This window comes from Maribellus luteus, from assembly GCF_003576475.1.
In the GTDB taxonomy this organism is placed as follows: Bacteria; Bacteroidota; Bacteroidia; order Bacteroidales; family Prolixibacteraceae; genus Draconibacterium; species Draconibacterium luteum.
Window position 1 is genome coordinate 83241 of record NZ_QWGR01000001.1, and the last position, 25367, is coordinate 108607.

General features: G+C 43.9%; 26 protein-coding genes and 1 riboswitch. Of the genes, 12 read left to right on the top strand and 14 right to left on the bottom strand.

The genetic code is table 11. From position 1 onward, the window contains the following. Positions 1-153: 153 nt before the first annotated feature. A complete protein-coding gene (locus D1614_RS00340) occupies positions 154-1182 on the bottom strand; it encodes a FecR family protein (protein ID WP_119435895.1) in 1029 nt (342 codons plus the stop codon). A gap of 245 nt (positions 1183-1427) precedes the next feature. Further along, positions 1428-1994: an RNA polymerase sigma factor gene (locus D1614_RS00345; protein WP_119435896.1), complete on the bottom strand. Its 567-nt coding sequence runs from the start codon at positions 1992-1994 to the stop codon at positions 1428-1430. Between the two features lie 784 nt (positions 1995-2778). Between D1614_RS00345 and D1614_RS00350 the strand changes: the two genes are divergently transcribed. Then, entirely contained in the window at positions 2779-3138 is a 360-nt protein-coding gene (locus D1614_RS00350; protein WP_162304357.1) for a twin-arginine translocation signal domain-containing protein, read from the top strand. Between the two features lie 70 nt (positions 3139-3208). On the opposite strand, the gene D1614_RS00355 is transcribed toward D1614_RS00350, so the two are convergent. Next, positions 3209-4150: a hydrogen peroxide-inducible genes activator gene (locus D1614_RS00355; RefSeq protein WP_119435898.1), complete on the bottom strand. Its 942-nt coding sequence runs from the start codon at positions 4148-4150 to the stop codon at positions 3209-3211. A 101-nt stretch (positions 4151-4251) separates the two neighbouring features. Here D1614_RS00355 and D1614_RS00360 point away from each other — a divergent pair, with 101 nt between their 5' ends. Together D1614_RS00360 and D1614_RS00365 are read left to right on the top strand one after the other, a co-directional pair. After that, on the top strand, positions 4252-4698 hold the full coding sequence (locus tag D1614_RS00360; RefSeq protein WP_119435899.1) for a Dps family protein: 447 nt from the start codon (positions 4252-4254) through the stop codon (positions 4696-4698). 162 nt (positions 4699-4860) lie between these two features. Further along, positions 4861-5373: an aminoacyl-tRNA deacylase gene (locus D1614_RS00365; RefSeq protein WP_119435900.1), complete on the top strand. Its 513-nt coding sequence runs from the start codon at positions 4861-4863 to the stop codon at positions 5371-5373. Positions 5374-5491: 118 nt separating this feature from the next. Here D1614_RS00365 and D1614_RS00370 read toward each other — a convergent pair whose 3' ends face one another. Then, positions 5492-6754 (bottom strand): Nramp family divalent metal transporter, encoded by a 1263-nt coding sequence (locus D1614_RS00370; protein ID WP_119435901.1) that lies wholly within the window; start codon positions 6752-6754, stop codon positions 5492-5494. Between the two features lie 222 nt (positions 6755-6976). Further along, entirely contained in the window at positions 6977-8317 is a 1341-nt protein-coding gene (locus D1614_RS00375) for a Gfo/Idh/MocA family protein (protein ID WP_119435902.1), read from the bottom strand. 214 nt (positions 8318-8531) lie between these two features. Here D1614_RS00375 and D1614_RS00380 point away from each other — a divergent pair, with 214 nt between their 5' ends. The 9 genes from D1614_RS00380 (at position 8532) to D1614_RS00420 (ending at position 15430) form a co-directional block, all read left to right on the top strand. Further along, positions 8532-9320, top strand: a complete 789-nt coding sequence (locus D1614_RS00380) for a toxin-antitoxin system YwqK family antitoxin (RefSeq protein ID WP_119435903.1) — start codon at positions 8532-8534, stop codon at positions 9318-9320. A gap of 50 nt (positions 9321-9370) precedes the next feature. Next, positions 9371-11008 (top strand): S8 family serine peptidase, encoded by a 1638-nt coding sequence (locus D1614_RS00385; protein ID WP_119435904.1) that lies wholly within the window; start codon positions 9371-9373, stop codon positions 11006-11008. After that, the gene (gene xseA, locus D1614_RS00390) at positions 11009-12454 is read left to right on the top strand and encodes an exodeoxyribonuclease VII large subunit (protein ID WP_119435905.1); all 1446 of its coding nucleotides are present in this window, start codon (positions 11009-11011) and stop codon (positions 12452-12454) included. Beyond that, entirely contained in the window at positions 12444-12644 is a 201-nt protein-coding gene (xseB, locus tag D1614_RS00395) for an exodeoxyribonuclease VII small subunit (protein ID WP_119435906.1), read from the top strand. The genes xseA and xseB overlap by 11 nt, the downstream gene beginning before the upstream one ends. A 19-nt stretch (positions 12645-12663) precedes the next feature. Continuing rightward, entirely contained in the window at positions 12664-12888 is a 225-nt protein-coding gene (locus D1614_RS00400) for a putative signal transducing protein (protein ID WP_119435907.1), read from the top strand. A 40-nt stretch (positions 12889-12928) separates the two neighbouring features. Next, positions 12929-13156, top strand: a complete 228-nt coding sequence (locus tag D1614_RS00405) for a hypothetical protein (RefSeq protein WP_119435908.1) — start codon at positions 12929-12931, stop codon at positions 13154-13156. Further along, positions 13146-13445, top strand: a complete 300-nt coding sequence (locus D1614_RS00410) for a type II toxin-antitoxin system RelE/ParE family toxin (RefSeq protein WP_119435909.1) — start codon at positions 13146-13148, stop codon at positions 13443-13445. The genes D1614_RS00405 and D1614_RS00410 overlap by 11 nt, the downstream gene beginning before the upstream one ends. Positions 13446-13498: 53 nt before the next feature. Beyond that, positions 13499-14182, top strand: a complete 684-nt coding sequence (gene deoC / locus D1614_RS00415) for a deoxyribose-phosphate aldolase (protein ID WP_119435910.1) — start codon at positions 13499-13501, stop codon at positions 14180-14182. 201 nt (positions 14183-14383) lie between these two features. Further along, positions 14384-15430, top strand: a complete 1047-nt coding sequence (locus tag D1614_RS00420; RefSeq protein WP_147383946.1) for a chorismate transformation FkbO/Hyg5 family protein — start codon at positions 14384-14386, stop codon at positions 15428-15430. A gap of 96 nt (positions 15431-15526) precedes the next feature. Here D1614_RS00420 and D1614_RS00425 read toward each other — a convergent pair whose 3' ends face one another. From D1614_RS00425 to D1614_RS00465, 9 genes are all read right to left on the bottom strand, one after another. Continuing rightward, complete coding sequence (locus D1614_RS00425) at positions 15527-17971, bottom strand: TonB-dependent receptor (RefSeq protein ID WP_119435912.1); 2445 nt, start codon at positions 17969-17971, stop codon at positions 15527-15529. Between the two features lie 40 nt (positions 17972-18011). Then, positions 18012-18109: riboswitch (TPP riboswitch) on the bottom strand. Positions 18110-18239: 130 nt separating this feature from the next. Then, positions 18240-20063 (bottom strand): (Fe-S)-binding protein, encoded by a 1824-nt coding sequence (locus D1614_RS00430; RefSeq protein ID WP_162304358.1) that lies wholly within the window; start codon positions 20061-20063, stop codon positions 18240-18242. Beyond that, complete coding sequence (locus D1614_RS00435; protein ID WP_119435914.1) at positions 20063-20413, bottom strand: 4Fe-4S dicluster domain-containing protein; 351 nt, start codon at positions 20411-20413, stop codon at positions 20063-20065. Before D1614_RS00435 ends, D1614_RS00430 begins: the two co-directional genes overlap by 1 nt. After that, the gene (locus D1614_RS00440) at positions 20410-21444 is read right to left on the bottom strand and encodes an FAD-dependent oxidoreductase (protein ID WP_162304359.1); all 1035 of its coding nucleotides are present in this window, start codon (positions 21442-21444) and stop codon (positions 20410-20412) included. Before D1614_RS00440 ends, D1614_RS00435 begins: the two co-directional genes overlap by 4 nt. Before the next feature lie 53 nt (positions 21445-21497). After that, positions 21498-22568: a heterodisulfide reductase-related iron-sulfur binding cluster gene (locus tag D1614_RS00445; RefSeq protein WP_119436334.1), complete on the bottom strand. Its 1071-nt coding sequence runs from the start codon at positions 22566-22568 to the stop codon at positions 21498-21500. 7 nt (positions 22569-22575) lie between these two features. After that, on the bottom strand, positions 22576-23271 hold the full coding sequence (locus D1614_RS00450; protein WP_119435916.1) for a 4Fe-4S dicluster domain-containing protein: 696 nt from the start codon (positions 23269-23271) through the stop codon (positions 22576-22578). A 145-nt stretch (positions 23272-23416) separates the two neighbouring features. Then, positions 23417-23839 (bottom strand): acyl-CoA thioesterase, encoded by a 423-nt coding sequence (locus D1614_RS00455; protein WP_119435917.1) that lies wholly within the window; start codon positions 23837-23839, stop codon positions 23417-23419. 2 nt (positions 23840-23841) lie between these two features. Then, on the bottom strand, positions 23842-24882 hold the full coding sequence (locus tag D1614_RS00460) for a glycosyltransferase family 2 protein (RefSeq protein WP_119435918.1): 1041 nt from the start codon (positions 24880-24882) through the stop codon (positions 23842-23844). A 5-nt stretch (positions 24883-24887) separates the two neighbouring features. After that, positions 24888-25364 carry a hypothetical protein gene (locus D1614_RS00465; RefSeq protein WP_119435919.1) on the bottom strand — a complete coding sequence of 159 codons (477 nt, stop codon included), beginning with the start codon at positions 25362-25364 and terminating at the stop codon, positions 24888-24890. Positions 25365-25367: the final 3 nt, after the last annotated feature.

The following is a 25367-nucleotide window of genomic DNA, read 5'->3' on the forward strand; positions in this document are numbered from 1 at the left end:
TTGTTTAAACAGCTACGTTTGAAGTGGACCTGAGAAATCATCTTCAACGAGTAGCTAAAAATTTAGGCAGAACAGTGACCCATCCCGGTGTTGCTGTTCTTTTTTATTGGTTGCTTCGTATTCTTAATTCATGTGTTTTTTCTTTTTGAGTTCCTAAATAGATTTGCTAAGTGTTATTTCTCTTTCATTTGTTATTTCGAACTGAATGTGAAGCGAGAACTCCAGGGTTTGTAATATCGTTGTCAGCTTTTCGTTGACGTACTCACCACTAACCGTTTTTAATAAGAGTTCGGGATCGTTCACTATTATCTTTACATTGTACCAACGCTCCAGCTGGCTTATCATTTCTGTCACGGGAGTGTGATCAAAATACAGGATGCGATTGGTCCATTTAATGATATTTTCAGCATTTACTTCGCGCTTTATGAGTTTTCCTGTTGATTTCTCGAGGTAAACCTGTTCATTGGGCGTAATAATATATTCGCCTGCGGGAGAGTTAACTTTAACCTTCCCGGACACGACGGTTACCAATGCGTAATCGTCGTCATCGAACGATTTTACATCAAAAGAAGTTCCCAGTACCGTTACCGTTAGCTGTCCCGATTTTATAATAAACGGCTTGTTTTCGTCTCTGGCCACATCGAAAAAAGCCTGCCCGTTTAAACTAAGCTCCCGTGTACTTCCCTGGAATTTTTCGTTAAAGCGTATTTTACTTTTCGCATTTAGTTTAACATTTGAACCATCTGATAAAACAACGTTAGAGAGTTCACCGTAGCTGGTGCTTTTTTCAAGCGTGTTTATGATTTCAGCGCTTAAAACCTCTGCTGCTTTCTTGTTATTATTAACTGAGTTCCAGTATAGTGTTACCGAAATAACCACAAGAATAACTGCGGCAACTCTCAGCCACGAAGAATGGAGAATATTTGATTTTTTATGAATGGCAAATCGTTCTTGCTGCTTTGCTTTTTTCAGGACATGCTCTGCCTCTTCCAATAACTCTTTTTCGAATTGAAGAGGCTGGCCCTCTTTGATTAAATTATCGGCATAAGCATCAAATAAGTGATCGAAGTTTTCATGAGCGTCCTTTTTTCCAAATTCGGCTACAAATTCTTCGTATTCACTTTTGGTCAACTGCTTTTGTTGAAATTTATAAAACAGCTTTATTTTTCGTTTTTCTTCCATTACTATTTACTTACACACTATATACTGTATTGGGAGAGCACAGGACTAGTGACAGGTCAACTTTTTTTAATTTTTTTTGCAGACTGTCAAATAAATGGCAATAAGTTTTTACTAAGAATATCCCTCAGTTCATTGACTAAAAGCCTTCCGGTAAATAGTTGATTGTAAGTAATAAGAAAGAATACCAATTGACAGGAATCAGTGTAGAGTAGGGTGTTAAAATGATCTTAAAGGCGATAGAAGTGTTATCTGAATAACAAAAAAACAAACAAACTAAAGGCGACTTCCCCTTGATCACTTAAAAATTCTTTGATGAATTTTAACGACTCCACCATGTGATTTTTAACTGTATTTTGGGAGATACCGAGTTCGTATGCAACCTCTGCATGTGTTTTTCCTTTGAGTTTGCTGAGCTCAAAAATTGCCCTTTTACGTGAACTTAACTGGCTAATTGCAGCATCAACTAACCTATTTAGCTCCAGTGAATTCAGAACATCTTCAGTTTCGTTCCGGGTCTTTTCCAGCAGTAGCCAGTTTTGTTCCAGCATTTCCTTTTTTCGGGATGTTTCTTTGAAGTAATCAAAAACCTTGTTCCGGGCAATGGTCATTAAGTAGGACAAAATCGATTTGTTGGGATCCAGATTTTTACGATTCAACCAGACTGCAATAAAAACATCCTGAGCAATATCGTCAGTTAAATCGGAGTCATTAGTAAAACTGTAGACAAACTTACAAACTGTAGGTTTGTATTTTACATACAACTCCTTGAAGGCTTCTTCATTTCCCCGAACAATCTGATTTACTATATTCATTACTAATCCCCGATATTTTTATTATCCGGGTTCGAAGCTATGCTTATAAATTAAGACAATTGCTACAAACTTATCAAAATTATATTAAAGGGGAAAGCCCCCAAAGAAAACTTGAGAGGCTATTGGAAATAACCAAATCTAATTTGAGGAGAACTAAAAAGTTTTGTTGGGATTTACTGGTCTCGAAATTTCGGATATTCAGCTAAAGAATAGGCCTCCGTTTATCATACAAAAACTATCAAAAATTAATAGCGATCATTTTCTGTTATTGTAATTAACCCCTTTAAGTTTGAGTATAATTTCAACCATTCTTTGTTCTTATTACGTATGATTTCTAACTACTTTATCTTGTTTATTGCTATATAGTCAGCATCTACAGTCAAGTTAATCCCGATCCTGAAATTACAACAACAGTTCCAGATCAAAGTCTGCGGCATTCTTCACTGCGCTAATGCCATCATTTAAAACTTAAATGATGGCATTCCGGTTCTTCTTAAGTAATTTTGCTTTATTGAGTACTGAAATGATACCGATGTGGCGGCATAAAATAGATGATTTTTTTGTGACATATTTGTATTGTGAATGGGTTGATAGTCAGATGTGGTTGTTTTTGAAGAAGTGAAATAATTTGATCCTACAAAATGGATGAGTGATTTCCGGTCATGTTGTCCACTGAATAATATTCAGAAAGCCTTCTGTCAAGCGACGGAAGGCTTTTTTTGCTTTTGCGGTAAACCTTCTTACAAAATGGTTGTTTTGAAAACGGATTTAATTAATGCAGGGTATGAACGAATACGAAGAATCAAGAAGGTCTTTTCTGACCAAACTGGGCTTGACGATTGGGGCAGGTGCACTGGGAGTTGAAAAACTTTCGGCAAAAGTAATGAACGACAAAACTGAGTTTCCGCTTTCTGCCGATCAACAACAGCTGATGGACCGCTATGAGCAGTGGATGGATGAATTTATTCCGGTTATTAAAGCTTTTCGTGCCAATCCGGCAGATTTGGACGCCCAAAAAGGTATTGCCGACCTTTCGGAAGTAGCCGAAAGCTGGCGCGAACAATTAACTGTTTTTATGAAAGACGATAACTTTGCGCGATATTATATGACTGCCACCGAACGAATGACCAAGGAAATTTATTGATCGTTTTACCGGGGCAATCACATGATTTTTAATTTGCTGGAAGCTTCTTCATTTTTTGAGGGAGCTTTTTTTATAACATCGTATCCACAATCCAGCCTTCCGGTTTTTGCTGCATCCGTTTGGGAATGCTTTCGCGAATCACGGTTTGAAGCGCAGCAACCTGGCGCTCGCGTGCCGGCTTTTTTACGGTTACCATGCTGATTTCGCGCGCCGGTTCTTCTTTTGTAAGTTCCTTGATCATTTCTTCCTGTTCGGCAGGAATGTTAATGGTGGCCAGCTCGGGGACAAAGGTCACTCCACATTCGTGCTCCACAATTCGCCGGAGCGATTCAATGGAACTACTGCGGTAAACCAGCTGTTGCGCTGCTTTTTTCTGGTAGTTTATTTTACAGATCGAATTCACCTGGTTTTGAAAACAATTGCCTTCTTCGAGGTACCAGATGTCGTTTTTGTCCACTTCGTCCACATCCAGTTTTTCGCTCGAAGCAAGCGGGTGTTTTACTGAAACGTAGGCATAAAAACGTTCATAAAACAGTGGAGTTACATGGATATTGAGCATTGAAACAGGCGTTGAAATAATGCCGCAGTCCAGTTTTCCCATTTTTAGTTCGTCTACAATTTCTTCGGTCTTTAACTCAAAAACTTCGATCTGAAGCTCCGGGTAACTTGTTTTCAGGTTTTGTGTGAACAGCGGAACCAGATACGGAGCTACCGTAGGAATAATTCCCACCCGGAGGTTTCCTTTTATCTGTTCTCCCAACTCCAGCGACAAATCTTTCAGTCGTCCAATTTGCTGCAGAATATCCACCGTTTTTTCGTAAAACACGGCACCTTCATCGGTAAGTTTCAAGGGCCGTTTGGTTCTGTCTATCAATTTAAAATCGAGCTCTTCTTCCAGTTTTTGAATCTGAAGACTCAGGGCCGGCTGTGTAATCCCCAGGATTTCGGCAGCGGCTGAAAAACTTCCTGAATTGCATAACTCGCGCAGATATTCCAGTTGGTTGATGTTCATTCTATAAGTATTGTAAATAGAGTCATAAAATTAATAAATATTTCTAATAGTACATTTGTAGTATAAATAATGAACATCAAAAACATAAAGTTTAGAATAAGATGAAAACAAAAAATCAACCCACAGTAGAGAAATTGAACAAGTTATTGGCAGATTATCAGATTTTTTACCAGAACCTGAGAGGACTGCACTGGAACGTAAAGGGCCCGATGTTTTTCCAACTTCACGGAAAATATGAAGAGTTTTACAACGAGTCGGCTGAAATCGTAGATGAGATTGCAGAACGTGTTTTAACACTGGGAGGCGAGCCTTTGCATACTTATGGCGATTACCTTAAAGTAGCTACATTGGAACAGGTATCGAATCTTTCGGACGGAAAGAAAGGCGTTGAAACCGTATTGAACAGTTACCGTTTCTTTTTGGAAAGTTTTAACGATATTCTTGCAACAGCAAGCGAGGCCGGCGACGAAGGCACCGTTGGAATGATGAGCGAATGGATTGGCCATACCGAAAAACGTATCTGGATGTTGGAAGCTTATCTGGGATAAGAGAATTTACAAAATACGCAAAGAAGTACCTCGCCTTGGGTGGGGTATTTTTTTTGCCTGTTTCTGAAACTTTCCGGTTTTCAGGGAAGTAAAATCTAAACGATTCCGAAATAGAATTCAGTTAAAGGTAGAAACTCAATTTATCAACTAAAACAAAAGAAAATGCCGGCAAAAAAACTAAAAACTTACCTCGATGACAACCAGGTGAGGTATGTTACAATCAAACATTCCAGTGCTTATACAGCACAGGAAATTGCTGCGAAAACCCATATTTCGGGGAAAGAAGTGGCAAAAACCGTAATGATCAAAGTTGATCGCAACCTGGCCATGTGCGTGTTACCGGCCAGTTACAAGGTTAATTTCGATTTGCTCCAGGAAGTATTTGGAAAGGAGAAGGTGGCACTGGCTACCGAAGAGGAATTCAAGTATTTCTTTCCCGATTGCGAAGTGGGGGCCATGCCGCCGTTTGGTAACCTGTACGATTTGGATGTGTACGTGGCGCAGACTTTGGCTGAAGACGATATGATCGCCTTTAACGCCGGAAATCATACCGAAATGATACAGATGAAATACGAGGATTTCAACCGACTGGTTCAGCCACATGTCTTCCGTTTTTCTCAAAAAGAAGTGGCCATCCCGGGAGATCCCAGCGAACGTTGGGGGATGGATTACTAGGAGCTGACGAAAAGAGAGCGGAACTTGTTGTTTTTTTTGTTGTAGCAGCTATTTGTCCCCAACATTTAGACAGAAGTTCGATACGAGCGGCAGTAGCAAGGTTATTGCCGAAGGAGGGTTATTGAAACAGGCTGATAAACAACGCTACGTTCAGTGCAGCCACAATTACGCCTATGGAGTAAAGCAGAATTTTTGAGAACGTGGAGTTCCTGTACTTTCCCATAACTTTCTCGGAAGAAGTAAGGTATACCTGCAGGAAGATGGTAAACGGCAGCTGAATGCTCAAACACATTTGTGAAATGATCAGTCCGTTAAACGGATTGGAAATGAGAAAAATAATTAGCAACGCAACGATAAGTGAGATGGAAACTCCCAGCCGGGAGTGGTTGTCCTGAATATCATAAGGTTCTTTGTACATGCCGGCAAAAATGGTTCCGGCAGCCATGCCCGAAGTGATGGTGGAGGAAAGCCCCGAAAACAACAGGGCAACCGCAAAAACAACCGCAGCATGATTGCCCAGCAAAGGAGTCAGTAACGAATTGGCCTGTTCGAGTTCGGTAACCGGAGTTCCTGTTTTAAAAAAGGTGGCCGCTGCCAAAATGATCATGGCGCTGTTAATGGCCCATCCGATTACCATGGAAATAAGTGTGTCGAGGTATTCGTACCTCAGTTGCTTTTTGATGATTTTATCGTCCTGAAGGTTCCACTGCCGGCTTTGAATAATCTCGGAATGCAAAAACAGGTTATGAGGCATTACCACAGCGCCCAGTACACTCATAATAATCACCATCGAACCGGATGGAAAAGCAGGCGTTACCCACCCTTTCACTGCTGCATTCCAGTCGATGTTTACCAGCGACAGTTCGTATAAAAACGACAGGCCAATTACCGAAACAAAGGCAATGATCCATTTTTCGATCACCCGGTACGAGTTGGTAAAAAGCATGATCAGTACGAAAATAGTAACCAGCAGGGCTCCGGCTCTTACTGGAATGTCAAACAGCAGGTTAACGGCAATAGCGCCTCCCAGTATTTCGGCGAGCGATGTGGAGATGGATGCCAGCATGGCCGATGACAAAAGCCAGCGGGCATGTCGTTTTTTTACGTGTATGGCTGCTGCTTCTGAAAGACAAAGCCCGGTGGCGATTCCTAAGTGGGCAACGTTGTGTTGCAGTACGATCAGCATCAGGGTCGAAAGTGTCACCATCCACAACAGGGAGTAGCCAAAATTTGCTCCTGCAGCGAGGTTGGAAGCCCAGTTGCCCGGATCGATAAAACCAACGGTTACCAGCAATCCGGGACCAATGAACTTAAATATCTCCCGTCCTCCGAATTTGGCTTTGTATCCTTTGCGGTCAATATTTTTTAAAGCCTCAAACATTTGCTGAAATTAAATTTATAGCTAACCCATTATAACAATCGTTTGCCCGGATTGATGAGAAAAACGACATATTTTTTAGGTATTTCTATCGTATGAAAGCTTATTGGGCTAGTCGGAATGTTTATATACCCTGTGTTTTGTATGATGGAGAGACTTTTCTCTAAAAAAAGAAGCCGTCTGGTTATCTCCCGGACGGCTTTCAATATAAGCTGTATAATTTTATTAAACGAATTCTACCGGTTTACGCTTAATCCATTGTCCACGGGTAAAATCAGGAAAATACTGAGGGGTACTTCCCGTTGCAATGGAGGCTTCAGAAAGCGGTGTTACCGCACTCCAGGCAGCTGCATCGTAAACATCCATAACCGGTTGGCGTTGTTCTTTAACTGCATTGATAAACTCACGGGTTACAAAATAGTCGATTCCGCCGTGTCCTGCTCCGTTTGCAATTTCGCCGTATTTTTTCCAAAGCGGGTGGTCGTATTTATCCTGCCATGCCTGAAATTCATCCCAGCTATGCGCCTTGCTTTGTCCTTCAATATGAATGCGGCGATGGCCGTAATCGAAGTCGGTAACTCCGTCGGTTCCTGCCACATGGAAGTTCAATGAATAAGGACGCGGCAGATTGCAATCATGCGTTACAATAATGGTTTCTCCGTTGGTCGTTTTTATAACCGACGTAATAATATCACCTTGCTTCCAAGGAAGTTGGGCATTCGGATGATCTTTTCCGCCCTTTTCCTCGATATAATCTTTCAGTCCTACTGCTTTGGTTGCTGTAGAAGTTAGGTACAGGAAGCGGTTTCCGCGGTTAATGTCTAACATGGCGGCTATTGGTCCCAATCCGTGCGTCGGATATACATCGGCATTACGCGTGAGCGAATGTTGCGTTCTCCAGCGGGCTTCTCCGTGGGCACCTTCGCCAAATTTCAGGTCCTGGTTAAATTTTACATCAAGCAAACTATGGCGGTAACCACAACGTGCATGTACTACTTCTCCGAAAACCCCCTGTTTTACCATGTTCATTACCGCCATCGCATCGCGGCGGTAATTTACATTTTCCAGGATCATGCAGGGCATCCCTGTTTCTTCCGAAGTGTTTACCAGGTCCCAGCATTCTTCAATGGTGTTGGCAGCAGAAACTTCTACGGCTGCATATTTACCGGCTTTCATGGTGGCCACAGCCATGCGGGTGTGCCACAACCATGGCGTAGAAATGATAACACCGTCGATGTCTTCGCGTTTCAGCATTTCGAGATAGGCATGTTCACCGTCGGAATATACGGCAGCTTCCGGTTTCCCGAGGTCACTCAATATCTTCTGGGTTTTTTCCACAGCTTCCGGATCGATATCGCAGAAAGCAGTTACTTTCACACCTTCGGTACTAGCCGCCCGTTTCAGATGGCCACGCCCGCGTCCGCCAACTCCGATAAAGGCAATGTTTACTTCCCCGTTTTTACTTTTTTTTGACAGGCCAGCCTTGGCAATGTAAGGCGCTGCAAACAATCCGGCCCCGGCAGCGGTGGTCGTTTTTAAAAACGATCTTCGGTTTGATATTGTCATTTCTTAAATGATTTTAGTTAAGTATGCTAAAATATCATTTTAGTGAATGATTTGCTTGTAATTTTTGTTAAAATGAAAGAGCACTTTGAAAATATATTAAAATCTTAACAAGGATTCACACGTTTGGAGGTCAGTATTTGTGTTTTCAGAGAGAAACACGTACTGTCTCAATACATAAAATATTTCTCTAATTTTGCGTTTTAATAAAAAAGCTATGTACAAACTACTCGTCCTCTTTATTTTTTTGCCGTTTTTGTCGTTTTCGCAAATCAACCAAACCGATGCCAACGGATTGCGGCAAGGTTTGTGGAAGAAAACGCAGCCCAATGGCAGGCCTGTTTACGAAGGGGCTTTTAAAGACGGCAAACCCGTGGGAGAGTGGAAACGCTATCATCCGGGAGGACAAGTAAAGGCTTTAATCGAATACCGGGGCGACACTGCACATACACAGCTGTTTGACGTTTGGCGCAAGAAGCTGGCAGAAGGCGACTTTCTTAATGAAAAAAAGACCGGGGTTTGGTCGGTTTTTAAAGAAAACCAAAAAGTGGCCGATGAGGAATACCTGAACGGAGTAAAGGACGGTGTTTCGCATCGTTACTACGATACGGGTGAAGTAATGGAAGAAAGTCACTGGAAAAATGATGTGCAGGAAGGTGATTACCAGGTCTTTTTTAAAACAGGCGAACCTTACATGCAATGTAAAATGCAAAACAATATGCGCAACGGCCTGTTCCTGGTCTATTTTGAAAACGGACAACAGGAAGTGGTGGGCGCCTACAGAAACAACCTTCGCCACGATGAGTGGAAATATTACGATGAAGACGGAAAATACCTGTATTCACTCTTTTATAACGAAGGTCAAATACTGAATCCGCAGGTTCGCGACAGTATCGATAGCCTGCAAATGAAAGAACTGGAAAAGAACAAAGGCCATTTGCTGGATCCGGAGAAATTCATGCAAGATCCCTCGGAGTATATGATGCAGAATAAAATGTTCAGGTAAACCCTGTTCATATTTTCATTAAATTGGCGGTACAATTTGAAATACGCTAAATGACTCGATACATTATACTCCTGATTTTTTCGCTGACAATTTGTACACAGGCGTTCGGGCAAAATTTTTACTGGATTGCTTTTACGGATAAAAACGGCACAGAGTATTCTTTTTCTTCGCCGGGAGCTTACCTGTCGGAAAGGGCCATTCAACGCCGCATTCAACAAAATATCCCAATCGACTCCCTGGATCTGCCCGTAAATAAGACTTATATTGACTCGGTTCTTACGCTTGATGTAGTTTATGTCCATTCATCGAAATGGTTAAACGGAATGACGGTAAAAACCGAAATGGACCAACTGGACACCTTGTTGTTGCCCTGGAGTTTTATTTCAGAGGTTCAAAAAACAAAACCCGGACAAACCACGAAAAGTGCTACACGTAAGTTTGCTGAAGAGATGGTTTCGGAAGCCGAACCAATCGATACATCGGTTTACGGCGCATCGGTTTACCAGGTGGGAATGATGGAAGGTCAGTTTCTTCATAACATGGGCTACAAGGGAGACGGTATTCAAATTGCCGTGCTTGATGCCGGTTTTTTGAAGGCGAACGAACTGCCGGCTTTTGACAGCCTCTGGGCCAATAACCAGGTTTTGGGAACCAGGGATTTTGTTGATCCGCAAAGCGATTTTTATAGTACAAACTACCATGGGATGAGTGTGTTATCGTGTATGGGCGGAAACTATCCGGGCAAATTGATTGGAACTGCACCCGAGGCATCTTATTGGTTGTTGCGTTCCGAAGATAATAACAGCGAATACATTCTGGAAGAAGATAACTGGGTGGCGGCAGCTGAATTTGCCGATAGCGTGGGAGCCGATATTATCAACTCTTCGTTAGGGTACAGCACGTTTGACGATCAGCAGACCAATCATATTTATGCCGACATGGACGGCAAAACAACCCGCGTTACAAAAGCGGCCAATGTTGCAGCTTCGAGAGGGATGCTTGTGTTCGCCAGTGCGGGAAATGAACGGGACAACAGTTGGTTTCGTATCGTTGCACCATCGGATGGTACAGGGGTGATCGGTGTGGGAGCGGTTGATAAAAACCTGTATCCTGCTTATTTCTCTTCCGCAGGGCCGGCAGCTGATGGTGCCATAAAACCCAACCTGGCGGCTTTGGGCTACCGGTCCATTGTACAGCTTTCAGGCGGAGCGATTGGACAAAGTAACGGAACCTCGTTTTCATCTCCCATTTTGGCGGGAATTGCTGCATGTTTGTGGCAGCGGTACCCTGGCAAGTCTGCCACCGAGATCAAAGATGCGCTGGAAAAATCCGGAAGTAAATACTTCTCGCCCGATTCGTTGGTTGGTTATGGTATCCCGAATATGCGTACCGCTTCGGCCATTCTGGATCCCTTGTCGATAAATGTTTCCAAAACAAATAACCGTTGGAAGGTGTTCCCAAATCCGGTAGCAGATTACCTGGTGTTGGAGCAGAATGGAATGTTCTCGTCAAGCGAAGTTCAGCTTGATTTATATACCATCGACGGCCGCTTGAAAAAACAATGGGTGTATCCGGGGGCGCAAAGAATCGAAGTAAACAACTGGGCCGCTATTGAAAACGGCTTGTACATTTTAAGGATCAGAACAGCGACCGAAACTGCAACGGTGAAAGTCAACAAAATAAAATAGATGAACCAGAAGCTTACGTTAACAGAACTAAATGAACGTATCAAGGATGCCTTGTTGAGTGCATTTCCCGGAACGGTTTGGGTAGTCGCCGAGGTAAGTGAGCTAAAGGAAAACCGCAGCGGGCATTGTTACCTGGAATTGGTTGAAAAAGAAGGAAACACCATTACGGCACGTTCTCGGGCCACCATTTGGTCGTACACCTACCGCATGTTAAAGCCTTATTTTGAAACCACTACCGGCCAGCTTTTTACCCACGGAATAAAAATCCTGGTTCAGGCAGCGGTGGAATACCATCCTGCCTACGGTTTGAGCCTGAACATCCGCGATATTGATCCTACCTACACGGTTGGCGATATGGCCTTGCAGCGAAAACAAATCATTGAGCGTTTGCAGCAGGAAGGTGTTTTTGAGATGAACAAGGAACTGGAATTACCATTGGTTCCTCAGAAAATTGCGGTAATTTCTTCGGCCACAGCCGCCGGTTACCAGGATTTTATGAATCAGCTCGAAAGCAACGAGTATGGTTTCCGTTTTTATACGCATTTGTTCGAGGCTTACATGCAGGGAGCAGAAGCAGTTCCTTCGATCATTCGCGCTTTGGAGCGGATTTTTCAATACGATGATTTTTTTGATGCCGTTGTGATTATTCGCGGGGGAGGTGCCACAGCCGATTTAAGTAGCTTTGATAATTACGACCTGGCCATAAATATTACGCAGTTTCCTTTGCCGGTAATCACCGGGATCGGCCACGAAAAAGACGATACGATCATCGACCTGGTGGCACATACCCGGCTAAAAACACCAACGGCAGTGGCTGAGTTTCTCGTAAACGGGGTGGAACGTTTTTACGAACGTTTGCTGGAATTGGAAAATTCCATTGTTCAGTTAAGCCGTGAAACCTTGCAATTTCAAAAAGAAAAGCTGGAAGACCTGGCTGAAAACCTGAGCGATACGGTTTCTGAATTTATCAGGGATAAACAAAGCAGCCTAAGCCGGACAGGAACCCGTTTGCAACAAGGAGTAAGTTCCTTTTCTTTTGGAAAACAGCGGGAGCTGATCGGGCAAAAACATCAGCTCAATAAGGTACTGTCGGTTTGGTCGGTGGAGGCCCGAAACAAGCTCAACCGCAAACATCGCATTTTAAGAAGAGTAGCCGGAGAGTCGCTGCTGAAACAACAGGCCTTGCTCGACCGGGTGCAACGCAAAGTGGGAACAGAAGCCAGAAAACGACTTTCGAAAGAGATAGAGCGAATGCGTTTGAATGAAAATACCGTTCGTTTATTAACTCCCGAAAATGTACTGAAAAGAGGATTTACACTAACTTTGAAAGAAGGGAAAATCATCAAATCAGCCAAAGGATTGAAGGTAGGAGAAGAACTGGAAACCCGCTTTGCCGATGGCAATGTAAAAAGTAAAATCACAAATCAATCAGATAATGGTAAGTAAAAAAATATCGTACAACGAAGCGATGGCAGAGATCGAAGAGATTCTCGAGAAAATTGAGAACGAAGAACTGGATGTGGATGAACTGGCCGAAAAAGTAAAGCGTGTTTCAAGCCTGCTAAAAACCTGCAAAGACAAGCTAACGCAGACCAACGAGCAGGTGGAGCAGATTCTGAAAGAAATGGAAGAGTAATCTAAAAAACGAAGGCACTATGGAAGATAAAATTGTAAAATTGTACACAAGTAGTGATGTGATCATCAGTCATATAAAACAGGAGTTGGAATCAAAAGATATTTTTTGCCTCATTAAAGATGGATTCGGACAGGGAATTAATGCTGGTTTTGTAGGAGGCGTGTCTTCGGCCATCGATTTGTTTGTGCGAGAGAGCGATCTGGACGAGGCAATAGAAATTGTAAAAGCGATAACGGAAGTTTAGCAGAACCGGTTTTCGAAAATTTGTAACTTTGAAATAAAAAATGGGATACGACGCGGTTAAACTTGAATTGATCGAATGGCTTGCAAAACTCAATGACGAGGAAACAATCGCATATTTGAAGATTGTTAAGGATTCGAGAGATAAGAATGACGATTGGTGGAAAGATCTTTCAGTGGAGCAAAAAGAGAGTATTGAGCGGGGTATCCGGGATGTGAAGGAAGGTAGAGTTTTTTCACACGAGGAAATCCAGCGGAAATATGGTTTATAAACTTATCTGGACGAAGGAAGCTGTCGATAACCTGGAAAAGATACTGAGTTATCTGGAGGAAAAATGGACAGAACGGGAAACCCAACAATTTAAGAAACGGCTTTCTAAACAGCTTGAACTTATTTTGCAGTTTCCGGAAATGTTCCCGGTTTCAACATACAATCCAAAACTTCGTAAAGCCGTTTTGAGCAAACAAACCACACTGTTTTATAAATTGGATGGAGAAAGGCTTTACCTGGTTTCCATTTTTGTTAATCTTCAGGACATTGGTAAAATAGAAAAACTTTAAAAGACGCTCGGTATTACTGTCGTTAATATAAAATCAGCGTAACAAGAATATATATGCAATATACAATAGAACAGGTTGCAAAAACCATCGATCATGCGGTGTTAAAGCCCGATCAAACGTTGGCCGATTTGGAAGCCAATGCGAAAATGTGTGCGAAATACGGCGTTTTCAGTATGTGTGTAAAGCCGTGTGATATAAAAGCCGCAAAGGAGCTGCTGAAAGGTAGCGATGTAAAAGTGTCGTGTGTGTTGAGTTTTCCGCACGGAGCCGATGCTACGCCGGTAAAAGCTTTTCAGGCGAAACAAGCCATTGAAGACGGCGTGGATGAAATTGACATGGTAATGAACATCGGGCGTTTTCTGTCGGGTGAATACGAATATGTTTTACAGGATATGAAAGCCGTGGTAGAAGTGGCGCATCAGCATGGGATTTTGGTAAAAGTGATCCAGGAAAGTGGTTTTCTTTCTCCGGAACAAATTGCCAAAGCCTGTGAATTATCGTACGAGGCCGGCGCCGATTACGTAAAAACTTCCACGGGGTTTGGTCCGGGTGGTGCAAAAACCGAATACATTGATGTGATGGTAAAAACCGTCGGCGCTAAAATGAAAGTAAAAGCCTCGGGTGGAATCCGCAGTTGGGAAGATGCTGTTGCATTTTTGGAACAAGGAGCTGACCGTCTGGGAATAGGATCAACCGAAACAGTGCTGAAAGGCGGTGTGGCCGATGGTGATTATTAGGAAACAGCCTCATTTTTTTTCGCGAAAAAAACAGCCATATTTGTGCTTCGTTTAACTGAAATGCTGGCAAAGGAACTTGGTTTCTTTTCTGCATTTTGTGATTGACAGGGATTGGGAATGTATTTTTTAGACGGAGACAGAATTTATATAAAACCGGAACGTGCGTGTTCTACACTTGAGGAGCAAGTGGAGAGCTGTTGCATGAAGTTGCTGAAAATCAATTCGGGGAAGCGCATTTTTAAGCTCAACTTTTTTGTTGATACCGAATCGGATGAGGCTTATGCCGCACTTCGCGGCCAGGTGAAAAAGCGTGTTGCCGGGTTATTTCCCGAAAACATTCTGCTGTCGTTTATTGCGCAACCCCCGCTTACCTGCAAAATCATTGTTGAAGCTTTTTATTACGATCCGGCAGTGTGGCACATGCAGTCGGTTTCGGAAGGAGAAAACGGAACGGCCATTTTTCGGAATCAAAATGCCCGGATAGTGGTGGGGAACGTTCGTTCCAATCAGAATATTTCCTGCCGGGGCAATTCTGAAAACGCGTTTGAAACGCTGAGCGATGTTCTTGAAAAAGCCGGTTTTAGTCTTGAGAACATTGTCAGGCAGTGGAATTACCTTGAAAACATTTTGGGCTTCGACGAAAAAGAGCAACGTTACCAGGCTTTTAACGATGTGCGCTCACAGTATTACGGTTCGGTTTTCGAAAACAACGGATACCCGGCAGCTACCGGAATTGGCATGAACAGGGGAGGTGTGATCATTGAATTTGTGGCTGTTAAAGGGGACGGGGTAATAACATCTCCGGTTGATAACCCGGAACAGATTTCGGCACATTCGTACAGCGAAAAAGTACTGGTGGGCGAGGAGTGTCTCGCAAAAACCACCCCCAAGTTTGAGCGGGCGCGGTACTTCAGTTACAGTGGTAAAAAACAGATTTTTATTTCAGGAACCGCTTCCATTACAGGCGAAAATACGGTAGGTGTTGGCGATCCTGTGCTTCAAACCGAAGTTACCATTCAAAATATACAGCGTTTGTATTCCGGTGAAGTTCTTCAGAAACTAGCCGATGAAAAGCTGGAACCCAAATACGGACATGCACGGGTGTATGTAAAGAACCGGAAGGATTTTCATGCCATTCGGAGAACATTTAAAAAGCATTTTGGAAACCTGCCGGTGGTTTACATCATTGCCGACATTTGCCGCGATAATTTGTTGGTGGAGATTGAAGGGAAAGTGATTCTGGAATGACCCGGATGCAAAGCTCTGTGGCTTCTCTGTGAACTCTGCGGTAAAATAGAAACGCAAAGTATCACAAAGAAGACACAAAGTATCACAAATAAATTGCTAGAATTTAAAGTCTACGCCAAACATAAAATGTGTTCCGGCCTGCGGAAAATAGCCATCTTGTTTATAGCGTTCGCCACCAAGAAAATAGGAGTAAACCCAGGCATTCGATTCATATTTTTCGTTGAACAGGTTGTTCACCATGCAGTGCAAAACAATTTCGTCGAAAAAGCCTGTTGTTAAACGGTAATCAATTTTCAGGTTGTTTACAAAATAGGCATCCAACACTCTGTCGTTGTTCGAAGTGTTATCGATGTATTGTTTGCCAACATAATTCGAGAGCAGGCTAAACGACAGGTTCTCTGCCGGTGTAAACAATATCTGGCTGTTACCGGTAAAGTTGGGTGAAAAGGCCAGGTCTGTAGTTCCAAGGTCAAATGCTTGTTGTTCGCCGGTATCCCAGTCGTCAACAAATTCTGAAAAATCTTTTATTTTGTTTTTGCTGAAGGTTGCATTGGCGTTCCATTGCAGGGAACGCAAGATTTTCCAGCCTGCCTGTAATTCCAGCCCGGCGCGGTAGCTTTTGTCAACGTTTAGCATAATCACGCCACCTACATCGTTTATTTCGCCGGTTAAAACCAATTGGTCTTTGTAATTCATGTAATACAAGTTGGCTCCGGCTGTAAAGTTCGACGACTGATAGTTGTACCCGATTTCCCAGTCGTGCAGCGTTTCGTGTACTGGTTGTTTTCCGTTCGGGTCAGCATCCACAAAGTTGTCGCGGTTGGGTTCGCGATTGGCTACAGCAAACGATGCATACAGTTTCTGATTGTCGCTGGGTTGGTAGAATATTCCCAGTTTCGGATTAAAAAAGTTGTAGTCATGCTCCTGGCTAATGTCTCTCAAATCGTCATGAATTCCCGTAATTTTATAGTTGATATTGCGGTATTGCAGATCGGTGTAAACATTTAATTTTTTCGCCAGTTGATAGCTGAATTTTGCATAAATATTGAAATCCTTTTTCAAGCCGTTTCCTCGGTACCACTCATAATTGGGGGCAACGTTGCCTAAATACTGTGCCCAGATTACATTTCCGAAGTGGTCGCCATCGTATGTATTCCAACCGCCGCCTAAAGTAAAGTCAACCCGGTCTTTTTTGTGGTTTAAAGCGAAAACACCTCCGTAAAAATCATTGTCGAGCCATTTCCGGTTTACCAAATCCGACGATTTAATTGTATCGTTTCCAACAACCGGATACTGGATGTTGTACTTTTCCTTTAAATCCTGATCAGCCTTGTAGTTCTCGTAGTAGCCACGTCCTCGGCGGTAATGAAGTCCTGTGTTCAGGTGCAGGAATTCGTTAAACTGGTGCGAAAAATGCAGGTGATAATAATCCTGCTGATAGTGGTCTATCTGGTTATCGTACGTGTAATAATTGTAGGTGCGGCTATCCGAGTTAATCATGTGCTGAGTTTCCTCGTGTGTAAAAAGCCAGTTGTCTTCGTATTCTTGCATTCCTGCCATGTCGTTATTTAAACGCACCGACGGAACGCCCCACCACGACTGGTAAGTTTCTTCGAGACCCGAGAAAACATTGATTTTCAGCACCGACTTTTTTGTGTAATAACCACCCGAAACAAAGAATGATTTCAGGTCGGAAGAAGCCCGGTCAATAAAGCCGTCTGATTTTACTTTACTGAGGCGAACATCAAACGTAAACTTACCATCAAGCAAACCGGTTCCTGCCGAAACAGTGTTTTTAAAAGTATTGAAAGAACCAACTGAAGTCCGGTATTCCGCAGAAGGTTTCTTGTTGAGGGTGTTGGTTTGCAGGTCGATAGAGCCTCCAAAAGCAGCGGCTCCGTTTGCCGAAGTTCCTACACCGCGCTGAACTTGTACGTTTTCAAGCGATGAGGCCAAATCAGGAATATCAACAAACCATGTTCCGTGTGATTCCGATTCTGAAATCGGGATTCCGTCAATGGTAACGTTGATGCGGTTTAAATCGGTTCCGCGGATACGGAAATTGGTGTAACCCACTCCGGCGCCCGCATCAGAAGTTGCCACAAACGATGGTGTGAGTTGCAGCAAATAGGGAATGTCCTGCCCGAGGTTTTGGCTTTCCAGCTGCTCTTTTGATACATTGCTGTAAGCTACCGGTGTCTTGACCCCTGCACGGGTTGCCGAAATCAGTACTTCGTCGGTTAAAACACTTCCCGGCGCCAGGTTCACTTCAATTTTCTTGTTGGTTTGAAGACTAACTTCCACTTCTTTTGTCTCAAAACCAATAAAAGAAACTTTGAGGGTGTAGTCGCCGGTTTTCAGGTTTTTCATTTCAAAACTACCGCTTCCATCCGTTGAAACACCATAGAACGTATTGTCGATAACTATGCTGGCACCGGCCAGCGGTTCACCATCGCCCAATACAACACCACTCAGTTTTACCTGAGCAAACGACACAACTGCCAATACCTGTAACAGCAGTAAAAAACTAAACTTTTTCATTTTGTGATTAATTGGTTAAAAACTAACCAATGAGGCAGGAAATTTTCCCTTTCGCTCTCCCTCCGCCGGTACTAACCGGATCAGGTTCTTTGAGTATAATCTCAGTCCCGGGTAATCGGGACACCCCATTGCGTAAATGTCGCGACAAAGTTATAAAGCTTTTTTTGATTTTGTCTAACTTCTTGCGGGGGAATACGACCTGAATGTCTTTTGTTGAAGGTTTGATGTCCGGTTTAGTTCTTACTGGCTGAAAATGAGGCTCGAAATTTTATATTAATTCTGCTTCCAGTACGTTTGATTTTGCCTTTTTTATTACCGCTTTTGGCTGAACCTTGCTTTGTAAGGCCTGCACCACTGTTTCAGAAATATCCTGCACTTTTAGACCCGGGTGGCGTGAAAATGTTTTTTTGCACATGGGGCAGGCTGTTGCCAACACATCGGGACGGTATTGCAGATAATCTTCTACGGCCTGGTTGCGGAGCAGCGAGCGTTCCGGTTGAGATATTTTCAGATTTCCCAAACTGCCGCCACAGCAATGGGCCATTTGTTTTTCATTTTTGATGGAAATGACCTTCCCGGTGGCCCGCAGCACTTCGCGTGGTGGTTCAAACATTCCCATTCCGCGTCCCAGCTCGCAGGGATCATGATAGATAATGCGGTCAGCACCTTTTTTCAGTGTAATAATTTGCTGACGAATGAGGTTTAAAATGTATTCGGCATGAAACACCACCTCCACATTCGCCAGTTCATAGTCTTCCTTGAAAACTTTGTAGCAAATGGGGCAGGAGACGACCAGTCTTTTAGCACCTGAGCCTATTATTTTCCGGGTATTGTTGGCAATCAGTTTGGAGGCCGCCTCGTATTGTCCGGCCAGCATCAAAGGGCGGCCGCAACAAGGTGCTTTTTCCTCGTCCATAAACCACACATTTTCACCGGCCAGTTGGAAAAGCTTTTTCATCGAAGCAATAATTCCGGGGGTGAGATGAGTCATACATCCCGCAAAGTAAACCGTGTCGGCTTTGGGGGCAGGGCCATCTTCCAAATATTCGTAGGAGGAATTGTATTGCCGTGTTGATTCAATGCGCTGGGTAATTCGCAGGTCGATGGTGTTGATTCCAACCGGGCAATCAACCTCGCATTTTCCACAAAGCAGACAGTTAAAAAGCTGTTCGTCGGAAAGGTTGTGGTTGCGGATGTTTTTCAGGATATACACCGATTGTGTGTTGTTGATTCCGGCGGCCGATAACTGGCAATTATCAAGACACAGCCCGCAGCGAGAGCATGAAAACACCTGGATGTTGGTATAGGTATTGTTTCGCTTTTTTAGCTTGACGCCCGCATTCCGAACAAAAATCAGCAGTATCTCCGTGGGAATGTGCATGTAGCGCGAATTGGGCAAAGCGGCAAAGAAGAATCCCAGCGAGCAGGAATAGGCGGTCCAAAGTGAAAGGTTGGCCGTTTCTGAGTTTAGGTTGCCAAAAATGTGACCAAGAGTGGAAGTCAGAAAACTACCATTTCCGTACAAGCCTGCCGACATTCCTTCGGCTAAAAGCCGCAAAGGGAAAATCATCCACAGTGAGAGTAAGGCAATCCGGTCGCCGGTTTTTAGCCGGGTGGTTTTTTTCATTCCGAACAACTGCTTCTTGAATCTTTTCAGCATTGCGAGTGCTACTCCGGAAAGAACAAACAGCAGCAACAGGTCCATCAGAAATGAAAAAATACCGGCTAACGGGAAGGAATGACCGGTTTCGAAATAGCGAAAAAACACCGGCAGGTAAATGGGCGCAATCAGCGACTGTCGGGAAACCATCACTTCGAAGTGACCGACAACAATCAGCAAAAACCAGCCAAAAGCCAGGCTCATGTGCATGTAGCCCAGCACCGGGTTTTTCAGGAAAATTTTGCGATGCAGAAGTCCTTCCATGAAAACTTCTTGGAGTGAATCAAAAAAACGACGGGTTTTTAAAGAGTGTATCAACCGGAGTTTATCAAGTCTCGACAAACCGCTTATCCATTTCACAAAACGAAATCCCAGAATTCCAAGGAGGTAGATAAAGCCAATGCTAAAAGGAAGAATGATGAGCTTTTCCATTATGCGGGAGAGTTTTCGTTTTTCAGCATGGCAATGCGTTTTTTGATCAGCAGGATCACGTTCCGGATATTGATGTCGCGCGGGCAGACCAGTGTGCATTTCCCGCAAAACATACATTTCTGGATCTCCTCAGAGAGTTTTTCTGTTTCGCCGCGGCGCAGCCACAGCCCTATTTTGCGAACATTGAAATTGGTCAGGTTCCCGGCGCTGCAAGTTGCTGTACAGCCACCACACGAAATACAGGTAAAAAACGATGGCTCGTATTGCAGCACATAAAGCAGCAGGCGGTCGTCGAAATTATCGAAGTCGATCTGGCGGGAAGCAGGTTTTAAAAAGCTCAGGTCGTTCATGGCCTCCGGTTTTCAAAAAAGTGAATGATTTCGGTAGTAGCCGACCGCGCATTTTCGATTGTTTCGTTCACAGCCATCGGACAAATAGCAGTGCCCGCCATAAAAATGCCTTCCTGCGTACTTTGGTTGCGGGCGCAGTGCACGTTGGCCGATTTCAGAAAACCGTTTTCATCCACGGTCATTTGGTTTTTCTGAATCAGCTGCGAAGTGGATGCACCCGGTTCCATGCCCACCAAAAGGATTACCATATCGACAGTCATTCGCAACGGGCGGCCCTGAAGCGTATCTTCGGCTTTGATCTGAATGCTTTTGTCGGCGCGCTCGGCAGCTTCCGATAAACGGCCCCGGATAAACTGGATTTTGTGCCGTTTCTGAGCTTGGAGGTACAGGCTGTCGAACTTCGATCCGTACAAACGCAGGTCCATGTAAAAGCAAAATACTTCGCAGTCGGGCAGCATCTCGCTGATTTCGATGGCCTGCTTTATCCCGGTAATGCAACAGACCTTCGAGCAGTAAGTATTGCCAACTTTTGCATCGCGGGAGCCCACACAATGAATGATGGCAACCCGTTTGGGATCTGTTCCCTGAATGGTGTGCAGCTGGCCGTGTTTTTTCATTCGTTTCTCGAAATCAACCGATGTAATTACATTGCCAAACAGCCCGTAACCGTATTCTTCTTTAATGGTGGCATCGAAAACGTTAAAGCCTGAAGCTACCAATACAGCGTCGGCATAAAACCGGGCATCCTGGTTGGCCCGTAACTCAAAGCGTTTGCCGGCTCGTTCAATCCGGCTGATTTCGGTATTGTAAACCGTGTTTACGCCGCTGTCTTTTGTTTTGGTTGCCAGCGAATTTACCAGCACTTCAGGCGATGAAAAATCGGGGAAAAGATGATCCCAATCGTTTAGTTTGCCGCCTGTGTTTGCCTGTTTTTCTATCAGTGTCACTTTCAGCCCCTGCCGGGCCAGCACCGAAGCGGCCTCCATTCCGGCAATTCCTCCGCCAATAACGGCTACATGTTTGTTGTTCACCCTCTTCGTTTTTAAATTTTTCGTCTGGTTTAAATACAATCACATCAATCCATTCAATCTGTTCTTGCTAAACAACCGGTAAATTCAGGTTCGTTAATGTACTGGCCCTTAACTCCTGTAAACTTCAGTTTCGGATCGTATTCAACTCCTATTTTGTCCAGAAGTGGCTCCACATCCATCTGGTGCATTTGCAAGCCAATGTCTTTCCACGGATCGTAACCCAGCACCAGTGCGGCAAGTTCTTCGTGCGAAAGTACCGGGATGCCGTTTTTGCCTCCGTAAACTTTTCCTTCGATTTGTGCCAGTGCATATTGCCAGCGGTCGAGAAACATGTTGCACCCGGGGCAATTGGTCAGAATCATATCGGGCTGGTACGGCTGCATGCTTTCAAATTTTTTGCGCGACGCGGAAATGGAATAGCTGCGGTTGTTTTTTATGAGGTAATGTCGGAATCCAAAACCGCAGCAGTGCCGGCGTTCGGGATAATCGACTGCTTCTCCGCCCCAGGCTTCAATCATCCCGGTGAGTACGCGTGAATATTCAGAGCCACCCACACCTTTTTCCGGAAAGATTTTGGCATAGTGACATCCGATGTGATCGACTATTTTCAGCGGTTCTCCGGTTTCCTTGTTAATCAAACGGTAAGGGGCCTGAGCCGCAATTTCCTTTCTGAATTTGTAAATAATGTCGCAAGCGTGAGAAAGATTCTCCGGTATTTCAAACGTTCTTCCGGTTGCTTTTAACAGGTTTTCGCGTGTTTTTTCAAGCTCTTCCGGAAATTCTTTCCAGGTGGAAAGTACCTCGTTGTAGCCGCCAAACGAAGTAATACACGACACCGCACAGTTTTTGTACCCACGTTCGGTCATTAAGGAAAACTGCCGGGCCACCATGGTTTGAAAGGTTTCGAAAGGCACAATGTCGGAATGATAGCCGATTCCCGAGCAAGTGGTGTGATGAGGATCGTCGTAAACCTCTTTCCCCAGTTTGTTCTGAAGGATGGACAGGAATACTTTCTCGGCTCCCGGATTAAAATTTTGCCGGATGCAACTTCGCAAATAAAAGAACTTATCATTGGCAATTTCCTTGTTGTATTCGCTCCAGCGTATTTTTGTTTTTGTTTCCATGTCTGGCTCATTCATTCAGTAAATACTGCGTGTATTTTTCCATATCAGCATCGCCGTTTTCATCTGTCAAACCCAGTTCAATTGCTTTTAATTGACTGAAGTGCCCGATGGTTTGATAGAGTTTTAAACCTCCGCTTACCTTAAATATCTGGTGAAGTTCTTTCAGATCTGTTGGACTTATTTTTCGCATGGCACCGGGGCCGTCACCGTCGAGATTAGCGCCCACCGCGGCATACACTTCGTGCATATTTTCGTATACCCAGCGCCAAACCGGTCCCTGTTCCGGATGGGTAGCCGGAACGAGGGAGGTTGGATGGACACAGTAGCCAAACTGAAGGATGTTTGCACCAATACTTTTGACAATTAAATATTGCTGGCGGCCCATCCGGCTTTTAATAAAAGCGCCGGTTTCCTGGGAGAGTTTGCGTAGCACATTGATGATGAGTCCGGGGCAGTTGTTTCGGGGACAGCGTGTTTTGCACGACATACACTGGCCACAATACCAGATCGTATCGCTTTCGAGCAGCGCTGCAATTTTTTCGTGGTTTCCCGATTGGACGGTGATGGCAATGGATCTCGGGTCGTATTCGTAAAACTCGGCTGCCGGACAAATGGCGGTGCAAATTCCGCAGTTCATGCAGGCCTGCAGTCCTTCTTCCAGCCGTACATCCGCTTTTAATCTTTGGTTTAAATCTGAATACATAAAACTGCCTTGTTTGTGCAAAGCTTGGCAAATACCCACAGTTTTAAAACCGCTGATATACGTATTCAGAACTACGTTTTTAGACGTAGTAGGGGGTAAGAAGGAAAATTAGTATTGAGTTATAACCTTCAATTTTTCAATGTATTTATTCGGGGTCAGAAATGAGAAATTTTTCAAAATTCTCGCGAAACTTTACAATTTTTCTGGAAGGTTTTTGGGTGTCACTGTCGATAAAAAGTACTTTTTGCTGGGCGGTACAGCAGAGTTCATTTTTTCCGTTCAGAAAGCGGAATTTGAAGTTGGCCGAAACATTGAACATTTCCGAAACCCAGACTTCCACCTGAACCGTATCGCCTAAGAAAAATGGCTTTTTATACTGAATCAGCGTTTCGGTGATAATGGGTAGAATATTGTCGGTTTGAGAGAGAGCGGAAATACTGAGGTCCATTGCTTCAATTAGTTTTACCCGCGCATTTTCGAGCCACTGCACATAAATAATGTTGTTGACGTGTCCCACGAAATCGATATGATAGGTGTAAATGGGTTCTGTAAATGTAAGTTTCTGCATGCTTATTTCTGCTTAAAATTCAGACTTGAAAAAGTCTGTTTTTTCTGAATAAAAAATTTCCACATGATGCTTTCCCTGAAAATTTCAGGATGATCGCTTGGGTGGGAATGTTGCCGGATTTCGGTTCTGCTCTTCCGAAGTTCTCCCAGGTTTTTATAAAACGTAGCGTGTGCCTTGGCTACTGCCAGGAATGCTTTTCCTTCGAGGCCCAGCAGGAACTTGGCGGCAGCAACACCGTCGAGTACCATTCGGATAAAAAGAATACGTTTAAATTTATTTTCGGGAAGATTCTTGTACAGCATGTACAGGTTGTTCCTGAAATTAAGGTAGACTTTGCGCGGATCGCCGTACGACAAAGAACCGCCACCTAAATGATAAATGACGCTTTGAGGCTCGTAAACGATTTTCATTCCCCGGTTTTTGAGCCTCCAGCAAAGATCGATTTCTTCCATGTGCGCCCAAAAGAGCGGATCCAAACCGCCTGCCGATCGGAAGGCTTCGGCTCTGACAAACATACAGGCGCCACTTGCCCAGAAAATTTCGCCGGGAGTTTGATACTGCCCTTCGTCTTTTTCCACTTTATTGAGAATGCGTCCCCTGCAAAACGGATAGCCAAACTGATCGATGAAGCCACCGGCAGCTCCTGCATATTCAAAATATTCGGGTTGGTTGTAACTCAGTATCTTGGGCTGAACGGCCGCTACTTTTTTATCCGATTCAAAGTGCTGAATACAAGGCTGAATCCAGTTTTCGCTCACTTTTACATCCGAGTTTACCAGTACGAAATAGTCGGCATCGATTTGTTCCAGCGCCACATTGTAACCTTTCGCAAAACCATAGTTGGTTTTCAGGTCGAGCAGGGTGACCGACGGAAAATTCTTTTCCAGATAAGCCAGCGAGTTATCGGTGGAACCATTGTCGGCAACAATCAATTCAATATTGTCTCCCTTCGAATGTTCGATTAGCGACGGAAGAAAGTCGGGGAACAGTTTAACCCCGTTCCAGTTTAAAATTACAATGGCAATTTCTGGCTTACTCGTCATGTAAATTAGTTCAGAAGAAGTTTTGCGATGATGGCTGCGAGATTTTCCTTTTCCAGTTTTTCCAGAATTTCGCCAATCTTTTCTGCCTTATCCGAAGTTTCTGATTTTAGCAGAGTTTCGATCTCTTTTACCTGCTTTCCGGTCAGTTCATCCTCCAGAAGTTCCCACACTTTTTGATGTTCTGAACTTTCACCGGGCAAGCCCAGTTTTTCCAGTTCCATAATGGTGGCTTCCAGAATTTCACGGGCCTGCATTTTCACCGGATCTTTGTCTTTTGTTTTTCCGCTGGCGGCCGTGTCGCGCAGGTTCCAGCTCGAATAATCGTAACGCAAATCACGGATCAGCTTTAGTTTGCTATTGTCTTTCCCAAAAATCCTTTCCAGAAAAATTAAGGTGTGATTTTTCCAGGCTTCGAGGTCGAATTTTGGTTCGTCGAGACTGGTGAGTTGTTCCCGTAACAGTGCAATTTCTTTTTCAGCCATGGC